Origin of the sequence: Pseudomonas sp. TWP3-1, assembly GCF_049896625.1 — a bacterium.
Lineage (GTDB): Bacteria > Pseudomonadota > Gammaproteobacteria > Pseudomonadales > Pseudomonadaceae > Aquipseudomonas.
The window spans coordinates 43,272-55,303 of sequence record NZ_JAFCUQ010000008.1 but is presented as its reverse complement, the minus strand read 5'-3'; the positions used below and the strand labels follow the sequence as shown (position 1 = coordinate 55,303).

Annotated in this window: 8 protein-coding genes; 3 read left to right on the top strand and 5 right to left on the bottom strand. The window is 59.7% G+C overall.

The features are described 5' to 3' along the window. Positions 1–198: a YbdD/YjiX family protein gene (locus ACP7BN_RS13005; protein WP_042561171.1), complete on the top strand. Its 198-nt coding sequence runs from the start codon at positions 1–3 to the stop codon at positions 196–198. 90 nt (positions 199–288) lie between these two features. Beyond that, positions 289–1,260 carry a GTPase gene (yjiA, locus tag ACP7BN_RS13000; protein WP_420648467.1) on the top strand — a complete coding sequence of 324 codons (972 nt, stop codon included), beginning with the start codon at positions 289–291 and terminating at the stop codon, positions 1,258–1,260. 138 nt (positions 1,261–1,398) lie between these two features. Here yjiA and ACP7BN_RS12995 read toward each other — a convergent pair whose 3' ends face one another. The 5 genes from ACP7BN_RS12995 to ACP7BN_RS12975 all read right to left on the bottom strand — a co-directional run bounded on the left by ACP7BN_RS12995 (position 1,399) and on the right by ACP7BN_RS12975 (position 9,898). After that, on the bottom strand, positions 1,399–2,109 hold the full coding sequence (locus ACP7BN_RS12995; RefSeq protein WP_426204578.1) for a GntR family transcriptional regulator: 711 nt from the start codon (positions 2,107–2,109) through the stop codon (positions 1,399–1,401). Positions 2,110–2,134: 25 nt separating this feature from the next. Next, entirely contained in the window at positions 2,135–2,839 is a 705-nt protein-coding gene (locus ACP7BN_RS12990) for a FadR/GntR family transcriptional regulator (protein WP_426204577.1), read from the bottom strand. Between the two features lie 49 nt (positions 2,840–2,888). After that, positions 2,889–4,202 carry a C4-dicarboxylate transporter DctA gene (locus ACP7BN_RS12985; protein ID WP_426204576.1) on the bottom strand — a complete coding sequence of 438 codons (1,314 nt, stop codon included), beginning with the start codon at positions 4,200–4,202 and terminating at the stop codon, positions 2,889–2,891. A gap of 342 nt (positions 4,203–4,544) precedes the next feature. Then, positions 4,545–5,798: a serine hydroxymethyltransferase gene (gene glyA, locus ACP7BN_RS12980; RefSeq protein ID WP_420648463.1), complete on the bottom strand. Its 1,254-nt coding sequence runs from the start codon at positions 5,796–5,798 to the stop codon at positions 4,545–4,547. Between the two features lie 251 nt (positions 5,799–6,049). Then, complete coding sequence (locus ACP7BN_RS12975) at positions 6,050–9,898, bottom strand: sensor domain-containing protein (RefSeq protein ID WP_426204575.1); 3,849 nt, start codon at positions 9,896–9,898, stop codon at positions 6,050–6,052. A gap of 284 nt (positions 9,899–10,182) precedes the next feature. On the opposite strand from ACP7BN_RS12975, the gene ettA reads away from it, so the two are divergent. Continuing rightward, positions 10,183–11,847, top strand: coding sequence for an energy-dependent translational throttle protein EttA (gene ettA, locus ACP7BN_RS12970; protein WP_187679258.1), 1,665 nt, complete (start codon positions 10,183–10,185; stop codon positions 11,845–11,847). The last annotated feature ends 185 nt before the right edge of the window (positions 11,848–12,032 follow it).

The following is a 12,032-nucleotide window of genomic DNA, read 5'->3' as shown; positions in this document are numbered from 1 at the left end:
ATGTTCAATGACCTGAGTCGCCTCGGTAAATACCTCGGTCAGGCCGCGCGCCTGATGGTCGGCATGCCCGACTACGACACCTACGTCGAGCATATGCAGAACAAACACCCGGACAAACCGGTGATGAGCTACGAGATGTTCTTCAGGGAACGTCAGGAAGCTCGCTACGGTGGCAAGGGTGGGCCGAAGTGCTGTTGATCTGACAGCCTGAAGCCGATGCAATCCCCCTGTGGGAGCTGGCCTGCTAGCTCCCACATTTGTTTTGTGTTTTTAAAAGGAGATCGTGTTTTGTCCTCTCCCATCCCGGTCACGGTGCTCAGCGGTTTCCTCGGCGCCGGCAAGACCACATTGTTACGCCACCTGCTCAAAGCCGAGCACGGCCTGAAAATCGCCGTGATCGAAAACGAATTCAGTGACGCCGGCATCGACACCCAGTTACTCGGTGACGAGCCGGTGCAAGTCATGACCCTGGCCAATGGCTGCGTGTGCTGCACCATTCACACCGATCTGACCAAAGCGCTCTATCTGCTGCTCGAACGTCTGGACAGCGGCGAAATCGCCTTCGACCGCCTGGTGATCGAGTGCACCGGGCTGGCCGATCCGGCTCCGGTTGCGCAAACCTTCTTCATCGACGAAGAACTGCGTGAGCGTTATCTGCTCGATGGCATCATCACGCTGGTCGATGCGGCCCACGCCGATGTACACCTGACCCAGACCATCGCCCAGGCACAGATCGGTTTCGCCGACCGCTTGCTGGTGAGCAAGACCGATCTGGTGGATGAGGCTGCGTTTACCGCGCTCAGCGAACGCCTGACCCGCATCAATCGTCGCGCGCCAATCCGCGTGGTCGAGCACGGCAACATTGATCTGGCCGAGCTGCTGGATGTGCGCGGCTTCAACCTGAATGCCGATCTCGGCGGCGGCCTGAGTCTGCGTCCGGTGAGCAAAGCGCCTTCCATCGACCGCATTTCCAGCCTGGTGCTGCGCACCGATCAGCCGCTGGATATCGATCAACTCAGCGAGTTCATGAACGAATTGCTGGAAGAACATGGCAAGCAATTGCTGCGCTACAAAGGCGTGCTGAACATTGCAGGCGAGGATCGGCGGTTGGTGTTTCAGGGGGTTTTGAAACTCTACGGTTTCGACTGGGACACTGAATGGGCCGAGGGTGAGGCGCGGGAAAGTGTGATTGTGTTTATTGCTGATGACTTGCCGGAAGAGAAGATCCGCGCCGGGTTTGCCAAGGTGGCTGCGGCCTGATGTTTCTTGGTTGGCAGTGATGACGCCATCGCGGGCAAGTCGAATCGTCGCGCCGCCGCTCCCACAGGGTTATTTGTCGTTCACAGATATTGTGTACACCAATGAACCTGTGGGAGCGGGCTTGCCCGCGATGGCGATCTAACCGACAGCACAATGCTCAATGGATGAACTCAGGAGAGTCTGCTCAAGATGATCCAGATGTTGATTCATCAGCATCATGGCTGTCGCCGCATCCCTGCGCTCCAGCGCCTCGGCAATCGCCAAATGCTCCCGCCACGCGCAACAGCCGTGCGTACTTTCAGGGCAACGCGCAATCGCCAATGAAGTCAGTGGCACCAATGTAGAAAGAAAATGCGCCAACGGTGCATTCCCCGCCATTTGCGCCAATTGCAGATGAAACTCCCCGGATAAGCGAATCGCCGCGCCGCGTCGATCCTGTTCCACCGCCGCGCGCTCACGCTCGATCAGCGCCCGCAAGCGTTGCACTCCCTCGGGTCGCGCATGCTGGCAGGCCAGTCGCACCAGCGTGCTTTCGGTCAGGCGCCGTGCATGCAGAGCCTGACGCGTGTGCTCCATATCCAGCGCCGCAACCCTAGGCCGATGATTGACCTGTAAAACGATGATCTGCTGATGCGCCAACTGCGTCAGCACTCGGCGCACATCCGCCCGGCTGACCCCGAACATCTGCTTCAGGCTGTCTTCGGTAAAGCGGCTCGCAGAATCAATCCGCTGTTCGAGAATTGCATCGAACAGTCGCGGATACAGATCATTCACCGGCGCATCCAGGCGGGAGAAGGGCAGGGCCGCCGAGGTCCGGCGGTGGGGCAACGGTGTGGCAAGACTGTTCATGGCCTGTCTCCAGTGCATGGCGGGTTCAGCTACCGAGGTTGTCGTCCGGGATGTTCAGTTCGATGCCCATCCGCTGGCCTTCACGCAAAATGTGCCGGCGCATTTCGGCGCTGGCCTGGGCGCTGTTCTTGCTGCGGATCGCGCGCACCACGGCTTCGTTTTCTTCCAGCCGCTCGGCCAGATGCTCAGGTGAATTACGCAACACCTCGGCGCTTTGCTTGAGGGCGTTGCTGGTCTGTTGCACTACGCTCTGGAAAATCGGGTTCGAGGTCAGGGTGAACAGCTCCTCGTGAAAGGCGATGTAAGCGCTGACTCCCGCCTCGCTGTCGCCGGCTTCAAGGGCTTCGCGCATGTCCATCAGGGTCAGGCGCAGTTGCCCGACTTCCTTGCTGCTGATCGACTGCGCCACTAAGCCGACGATGAACGGCTCCAGCGTGTAGCGCAGTTGCAGCACGTCTTCGAGGCTGGCGCCGGCCACTGCGCTGTCGTGGCTTTGACTGTCATTGAGTTGCGCGTCGAGTACGACCACGCCTTTGCCCGGCATTGAGCGGACCAGGCCAAGGGTCTCCAGCACGATCACCGCTTCGCGCAGGCTCGGGCGGCTGATGCCCAGTTGTTCGGCCAGTTCGCGCTGGCCCGGCAGCATTTCGCCGGAGCGCCATTGACCACGGGCGAGGGCGGCCCGGAGTTTTTCCACGACTGAGTTGACGACTGTTGAAGTGCTGATCACGTGTTCGCTCCATGAGCCGTGCCTGCTTTTATACAGGCACGGCATTCATTCAAAATTCTTTGGCGGCCGCTTGCCCGACCGGTTTTCTCGGTTGAAAGGTATAGCCGTGCTGTCCGTCGAGCACCTTGTTCGCCCGTTGCACATCAATGTCTTTTTCCCAACGGGCGATGGCCACCGTAGCGACGCAGTTGCCGATCAGATTGGTCAGCGCGCGGCCGATGCCCATGAACCAGTCAACCGCCAGCACCAACACCAGACCGACCACCGGGATCGCCGGAATCGCCGTCAGCGTCGCGGCGAGAATCACCAACGCCGAACCGGGAATGCCGTGCGCGCCTTTCGAGGTGATCAGCGACACCAGCAGAATCGTCAGCAGATCGGTCATCGCCAGCGGGGTGCCGGTGGCGTTGGCGATAAACACGATGGCCAGCGTCAGGTAGATCGAAAAACCGTCGAGGTTGAACGAGTAACCGGTAGGAATCACCAGCCCGACCGTCGAGCTGCCGATCCCCAGGTGTTCAAGTTTGCGCATGATCTGTGGCAGCACAGCATCCGACGATGCGGTGCCCATCACGATCAGCAGTTCTTCACGCAGGTACTTGAGCAGCGGCCACATACGCAGGCCGGACAGGCGCATCACCAGACCAAGGATCAAAGAAACGAACGCCACGCAGGTCAGGTAGAACAAGCCGACCAGACTGCCCAGATGTTGCAGCGAATCGAGGCCATATTTGCTGGTGGTGAAGGCGATGGCGCCGAATACGCCAATCGGCGCCAGACGCACGATCATGCCCATGATGCGGAAGATCACATGGCTCAGTTCGTTGATCAGTCGCGAGATCCCGGAAGCGGCTTCGCCGACCAGATTCAGTGCGCTGCCGAACAGCACCGAAAACAGCAGCACTTGCAGAATGTTGTTGTCGGCAAAGGCGCCGATCACCGAGGTCGGGATCAGGTCCATCAGAAATTGCGTCGTGGTATGCATGTGCTGGCCGCGCTGGGCGATGTCGCCCATGTCCGCAACTGACAGTTGCTCCAGATGGATATTCGCGCCGCTGCCGATCCCGGTGGTGAAGGCGAATACCAGGCCGATCACCAACGCGATGGTGGTCAACACTTCAAAGTAGATCACCGATTTGAGGCCAATGCGCCCGACCTTCTTCAGATCGCCCGCGCCGCTGATACCGCTGACCACCACGCAGAACACGATCAGGCCGATGAGCATCTTGATCAGTTTGATGAACCCGTCGCCAAGCGGTTTGAGCTGGGCCGAGTATTCAGGAAGGGTGAGCCCGCAGACGATGCCGAGCACCAGTCCGAGAACCACTTGGAGGAAGATTGAACGCGAGCACCATCTGAGCATGGGAGGAATCCTGGTCGGTGTCCTGGTTGCCGTACGCTGCGCGTATCAGATTCAGGACTTAATTATTGTGGTCTTACCGGTATGTCCAGTTCGGGTGCAGTCTAGGCTTGGTTTTTTCGGGATGACAAGGGAAAATCACAAAATTGGCATGACCGGTCTGACCAGTGGCCGAAGATCAAAAGATCGTCCGATCGCGGCCCGAGCCTTCGGCAGCTCCTACAGGAGGTACGCGTTCCAAATGTAGGAGCTGCCGGAGGCTGCGATCTTTTGGTCTTTACGACAGGCGAAAAAAAACCGGCCAATCACTTGGCCGGTTTTTCATGCTGCAGATTTAACGTCGCATCAAGCGCCGTATACCGGCAGTTTCTTGCAGATGGCTTTGACTTTCTCACGAACGGCGTCGATCACCGCTTCGTTGTTCAGGTCAGCCAGGATGTCGCAGATCCAGCCGGCCAGCTCTTTGCACTCTGCTTCCTTGAAGCCACGAGTGGTCACGGCCGGGGTGCCGAAGCGCAGGCCGGAGGTGACGAACGGCGAGCGTGGATCGTTTGGTACGGAGTTCTTGTTCACGGTGATGAAAGCTTTGCCCAGAGCGGCGTCAGCATCTTTACCGGAGATTTCCTGCTTGATCAGCGACAGCAGGAACAGGTGGTTTTCAGTACCGCCGGACACCACGTCGAAACCGCGCTCGATGAATACGCTGGCCATGGCCTGGGCGTTTTTCACCACTTGTTGCTGGTAAGTCTTGAACTCAGGCTGCAACGCTTCTTTGAAGCAGATCGCTTTAGCAGCGATCACGTGCTCCAGCGGGCCACCCTGGGCGCCCGGGAAGACTGCGGAGTTGAGCTTCTTCTCGATGTCGGCGTTGGCCTTGGCGAGGATCAGGCCACCACGTGGACCGCGCAGGGTCTTGTGCGTGGTGGTGGTCACGACGTCAGCGTATGGAACCGGGTTCGGGTAAACGCCAGCGGCAACCAGACCGGCCACGTGCGCCATGTCAACGAACAGGTACGCGCCAACCTTGTCAGCGATTTCGCGGAAGCGCGGGAAGTCGAGGATCTGCGAGTAGGCAGAGAAACCGGCCACGATCATTTTCGGCTTGTGCTCAACCGCCAGACGCTCGACTTCGTCGTAGTCGATCAGGCCGTTGGCGTCGATGCCGTACTGCACGGCGTTGTACAGCTTGCCGGAGGAGGAAACGCTGGCACCGTGGGTCAGGTGACCGCCGTGGGCCAGGCTCATGCCCAGGATGGTATCGCCGGCCGACAGCAGAGCCAGGTAAACGGCGCTGTTGGCTTGCGAACCGGCGTGTGGCTGCACGTTGGCGTAATCGGCGCCGAACAGCTCTTTGGCGCGGTCGATGGCCAGCTGCTCAACGATGTCGACGTATTCGCAACCACCGTAGTAGCGCTTGCCCGGGTAGCCTTCGGCGTATTTGTTGGTCAGAACCGAGCCTTGAGCCTCCATCACCGCTGGGCTGGTGTAGTTTTCCGAAGCGATCAGCTCAATGTGTTCTTCCTGGCGCTGAGCTTCTTGCTCCATGGCGGCAAAAAGATCGGCGTCGTACTTGGCAATAGTCAAATCACGGCTGAACATGGCGGTCCTCAAGGATCGGGGGCAGAAAAGGGGGGCATTCTAACCCAATGGGTTTTGGAAGGCATATGAAAGGACATCATGTCGCAGACAAGTGGCTTTCATGACCGGATATGCGGTCTCAGTGCTGGCCTCATCGCTGGCAAGCCAGCTCCCACAATGTCCGTGTTTCAGCCAAAGAATATTGATCCACAGCAAGTCCCCTGTGGGAGCTGGCTTGCCAGCGATGAGGCCAGCAGCCTCCCCACAAAACTTCAATCAAACATGAACAACGCATCATTACTGAACTGCGCCTCGAACCGGCTCGCCGGCATCGGCCGTCCGAACAGATAACCCTGCACCTCATCGCAACCGTGTTCGCGCAGGAAATCCAGCTGCTCATGGGTTTCCACGCCCTCGGCGATCACCGCCAGATTCAGGCTGTGGGCCATGGCGATGATCGCGCGGGCAATCTGCGCATCCTGTTCGCCAGACGGCAGGCCATCAACGAAAGTGCGGTCGATTTTCAGCACGTCGATCGGGAATTGCTTCAGGTAGTTCAGCGATGAATAACCGGTGCCGAAGTCATCGACCGCGATGCTCAGGCCGAGATTTTTCAGGCCGGCGAGAATCTGCATCGCCTCGCTGACTTCGCGCATCAGGATACTTTCGGTCAGTTCCAGTTCCAGACACGCCGGTGGCAACCCGGTTTCGCGCAAGATCGTGGCGATCCGCGTGCCGAGCTGGCCGTCGGAGAACTGCCGCGCCGAGATGTTCACCGAGACCTTCGGCACGCGTACGCGATTCTGGTGCCAGGTCTTCAGTTGCCGGCAGGCCTCGCTGATCACCCAGTCGCCGACGTCCACCACCAGCCCGAGTTCTTCGAGTACCGGAATGAAATCCCCCGGTGGCACCAGTCCACGACGCGGATGACGCCAGCGCAACAGGGCTTCCGCGCCGGTCAGGCGTTTGCCGTCGCCGCTGAATTGCGGCTGGTAATACAGCACGAATTCGTCCTGCTCCAGGGCGTGGCGCAAGTCGCTTTCCAGTTCCAGACGCTCGAGGGCGCTGGCGTTCATGTCGGCCTGATAGAACTGGAAGTTGTTTTTGCCGCGCTCCTTGGCGTGGTACATCGCGGTGTCGGCGTTCTTCATCAACTGGCTGAGTTCGTTGCCGTCCTGCGGACTCAAGGCGATGCCGATACTCGCGGTGACGAAGAATTCGCGGCCTTCGAGCACGAACGGTTTCACCAGGCTTGCGAGAATCTGCTCGGCCACATGAATCGCCCGGTTCAGCGCCAGTTCGCGGCTGGCGCGGTGTTGCAGCAGCAGCGTGAATTCATCGCCGCCCATGCGCGCCACAGTGTCGTCATCGTCGACGCAACCGAGCAGGCGCGTGGCCATTTCCTTGAGCATGCGGTCGCCGGCGGCGTGGCCGAGGGAGTCGTTGATCGGCTTGAAGCGGTCAAGGTCGAGGAACATCAGCACCACCCACGACTTTTGCCGTTCGGCCGATTGCAGCGCGGTGTGCAGACGATCCTGGAACAGTGTGCGGTTGGGCAAATGCGTCAGCGCGTCGTAGTAGGCCAGGCGGTGAATCCGCTGCTCGCTGGCCTTGCGCTCGCTGATGTCGCTGAAGAAGCACACGTAACTGGCCAGATCGCCCTCGTCGTCGAGCACTGCGGTAATGCCGACCCAGGCCGGGTAATGCTCGCCGTTACGCCGCTTGAGCCAGACTTCACCTTCCCAGGTGCTGTGTTGATGCAATTGTTTGAGCACGTAGCGCAGATGTGCGTCCTGCTGCTCGTCGACGGTGAGCATGTTCGGCAACTGGTCGAGCACTTCGCTGACCGCGTAGCCGCTGACCCGACTGAAGGCTTCGTTGGCCTGCACGATGTAACCGGCCGGGTCGGTGATCAGGATCGCCGAAGTCGAATGCTCGAATACCGTGGCGGCCATGCGCAGGTCTTTCTCGGCGCGGCGCTGCTGGCTGATGTCGCGGCCGACACCGAGCACGCCTTCGAACGCACCTTGTTCATCCCAGACCAGCACCAGACGCAATTCAATCGGGATCTTGCGGCCATCGGCCTTGAGGCAATCGAACAGGAACAGTTGGGTCTGAACCTGATCGCGCAACAGCGCCAGTTGCTCCGGTTTGTCCAGCGCCTTGCTGACGCGATCCATCAGCTGATAGATGCCGCTCAGTTGCTGCGGGTTGGCGATGGTCGATTGCCAGCCGTTCTGGAAAATCCACTCGACGTCATAACCCAGCACCGCTTGCACCGAAGGGCTGACGTAGTTCAGCGAGAGCTTGCTGTCAGTGGAGAAAATCACGTCGCTGATACTTTCCGCGAGCATGCGGTAGCGCTGCTCGCTGTCGCGCAGCGATTCGCTGGCCTCGATCTGTTCGGTGATGTCCTTGGCCACGCCAATGATGCGCGTGACCTGATCCTGTTTGTCGCGAGCCAGTGCCTGTTCGCGAATGTCGAAACGCCGCCACTCGCCGTCGCGATGGCGGAAGCGCAACTGACATTGCAGCAACTGGCTGTAACCGGCGTGACGCTGCATCTGGCGCGAGCGATGGTAGTAATCGGCGTCTTCCGGGTGCAGCAGGATTTCCCAGAAGTACTCGCCCATCTGATGCAGTTCGGTACGGTTGTAACCGAGCGTCTGGCCGAGGTGGTGGTTGCTGAAAATCATCCGCTGGCTGATCACGTCCTGCACATACAGATGATCCGGCACGGTGCGTACCACGTCCGACCAGAACCCTTCGCGCTCCAGCAGCGACAGTTCGATCAGCTTGCGGCTGGTGATGTCGTTGATGCTGAGGATCACCGCGCGATAGTCGTGACGCTCTTGCGGCAGGCGCAGCACCAGCCACAGATGCTGGTCGCGACCGTTGATGTCCGGCAGTTTTATTTCCAGTTCGAGCTGTTTCTGCTGCTGGAGCACCGCGTCGAGCACCTGATTGCCAATGGCGCATTGGCTGTGCGGCTGGCCGTCGATCAGCAGTTGCCAGGCGTGGTCGCAGGAATTGACGTTGAGCAGTTGCAACGCCACCTGATTGACCTCGGTGATGCGCAGTTCCTGGAGCAATTGCTGGCGCTGTTGCGGCTGATCGAGCCAAGCCTTGAGCTGGTCGCTGGTCTGCAACTGTGCCTTGTCGAAGGCCTGCTTGAGCCCCGACAGGTCGAGCACGCACAGCGCGACGCCGGTGCCATCGAAAATGTCCTGATAACGCCGCCGACCTTCATGCAACTGACGCTGACGGCGGCGCATGTTCAGCAGTGCGATGAATGGCAGCAGCGAGAACGCCAGGCCGAGCAGGCATTTGCCGATGAACGCCGGCAGCAGTTGTTCGAGCACATGCTGGCGGTCGAACAGACCCCGCAACTGCCAGTCGCTGCTGCTCAGTGGTACGGTCAGCACGCTGTTGGCCATGTCGTCCGGGGTCAGCGTGCTGGTCTTGGCCGATGGCAGGCCTTCGTCGCGGCTGATGATCTGATGGTTGATGCGGTTTTCCACCAGCCACAGCGGACGGATGCCGGTTTCCGCCTGTTTGGTCAGCGAGGCAAAGAAGGTCGGGGTCAGGCGCAGCGCCCAGTAACCGCGCGAACTGCCGCTGGCCTGATGCAGCAACAGATGCACCTCTGAGCCGTCGTCGGCGTTGCTGAAGTAATGCGCCTGTGCGCGACTGCGCCTTACCAGTTCGCTGAGGTAATCGGCATCGTGGCTGTTCGCGTCGCTGTCGCTGAGGACTTTGCCGGAGGGCGTTAGTAACGCCAGGCTGCGCAGATCCGGCAGCGATTGCTGCAGTTTGCGCAGCAGAGCCTGTTGTTCGTCGGCGGTTTGCGGTTGTTCGAGGATCGGCAGCAGATTCAGGGCGATCTGCGCGTTCAGCGCCATGTTCAGGCTGACTTGCGCGGCGAGGTCGGCGGTGTAGTCGATGGTGTACTGACGCTGATTTTTCTCGGTTTCGCGCAGTTGATCGAGCAACTGCCAGAACAGCAGGGCCAGCAACAACAGGACCAATGTCGCCAGTGCGCCCTTTAATGTTCCGCGCAGGGGCGAGCCATTCGCAGGCTGAGGTGCGCTCACGGAAACGGGCGGCGTGACATTCGACAAGCTGTAATCCTGCGGTCTGGCTGGACTGGCGCGACGTGCACTATAAGCCGGACGCCCAAAGGGCGGCTAGCATGCCTTGAGTTGTGGCGAAGTGCCAGCCCCGCTCGGCTGGACTGCCACCGGTCATTAAGGTAGCTTTGCCGGTTACGCGGGAGCGTTCCAGCTCCTAGAATCAGACTTTTTCAGCGCGCACGCATTGATGACCATCAAGTGAACGACGCGCACGGTCTGGCCGGGCTTCGCCTGCGCTCCATCATTCATCTGTCACTGACCCAAGGTTCTCCATGGCTCAATACGTATTCACCATGCATCGGCTGGGCAAAGTTGTTCCGCCGAAGCGGGAAATTCTCAAAAACATTTCTCTGTCGTTCTTCCCGGGCGCCAAGATCGGCGTGCTCGGCCTCAACGGTTCGGGTAAATCCACGCTGCTGAAAATCATGGCTGGCGTCGACACCGAGTTCGAAGGCGAAGCGCGTCCGATGCCGGACCTGAACATCGGCTATCTGCCGCAAGAGCCGCAACTTGACCCAACCAAGACCGTGCGTGAAGTGGTCGAGGAAGCGGTCAGCGTGATCAAGAACGCCCAGGCGCGCCTGGACGAGGTCTACGCGGCTTACGCTGAAGAAGATGCCGACTTCGACAAACTGGCTGCCGAACAGGCCAAGCTCGAAGCGATCCTGCAAGCCAGCGACGGTCACAACCTGGATCGTCAACTGGAAGTCGCCGCCGACGCGCTGCGTCTGCCGGCGTGGGACGCCAAGGTCGAATTCCTCTCCGGTGGTGAAAAGCGTCGTGTGGCCCTGTGCCGTCTGCTGCTGTCCGCTCCGGACATGCTGCTGCTCGACGAACCAACCAACCACTTGGACGCCGATTCGGTAGCGTGGCTGGAGCACTTCCTGCACGACTTCCCGGGCACCGTGGTAGCGATCACGCACGACCGGTACTTCCTCGACAACGTCGCTGGCTGGATCCTGGAGCTCGACCGCGGCGCGGGCATTCCGTACGAAGGCAACTACTCCGGCTGGCTTGAAGCCAAGTCCGATCGTCTGGCCGCTGAATCCAAGCAGCAGTCGGCGCATGAAAAAGCCATGAAGGAAGAACTGGAGTGGGTGCGCAAAGGCGCCAAGGCCCGCCAGTCGAAATCCAAGGCTCGTCTGCAACGCTTCGAAGAAATGCAATCGCAGGAATTCCAGAAGCGTTCGGAAACCAACGAGATCTACATCCCGGCCGGTCCGCGCCTGGGCGACAAGGTCATCGAGTTCAAGAACGTCACCAAGGGCTACGGCGATCGCGTGTTGATCGACAACCTGTCGTTCTCCATGCCTAAAGGCGCCATTGTTGGCGTGATCGGCGGTAACGGTGCCGGTAAATCGACCCTGTTCCGCATGCTGATGGGCAAGGAAACGCCAGACTCGGGCAGCATCGAAGTCGGCGAAACCGTGCAGCTCGCCTGTGTGGATCAGAGCCGCGAAGACCTCGACGGCAGCAAGACTGTGTTCCAGCAGATTTCCGATGGTTCGGATCAGATCCGCATCGGCAACTACGAGATCCCGTCGCGCACCTACGTCGGTCGCTTCAACTTCAAGGGCGGCGATCAGCAGAAGTTCGTCAAGGACCTGTCCGGTGGTGAGCGCGGCCGCTTGCACCTGGCGCTGACCCTGAAGGAGGGTGGCAACGTCCTGCTGCTCGACGAACCGTCCAACGACCTCGACGTGGAAACCCTGCGTTCGCTGGAAGAAGCCCTGCTGGACTTCCCGGGCGCTGCCATTGTGATCTCTCACGATCGGTGGTTCCTTGACCGCGTCGCGACCCACATCCTGGCGTACGAAGACGACTCGCAAGCGATCTTCTTCGAAGGTAACTACACCGAGTACGAAGCTGACCGCAAAAAACGCCTCGGCGAAGCAGCGGCCCAGCCACACCGGGTACGTCACAAGAAACTGGCCTGATATCGGGTTGGTTGCATGAAAAAACGGAGCCTTCGGGTTCCGTTTTTTTTGCGCGTTTTTCAGGGATACCGAGTTGGATTCATCGCTGGCAAGCCAGCTCCCACATGATTTGCGTTTGTGCCCGGATTGTGTGAACACCACGAAAACTGTGGGAGCTGGCTTGCCAGCGATGGCGGTATAACTGC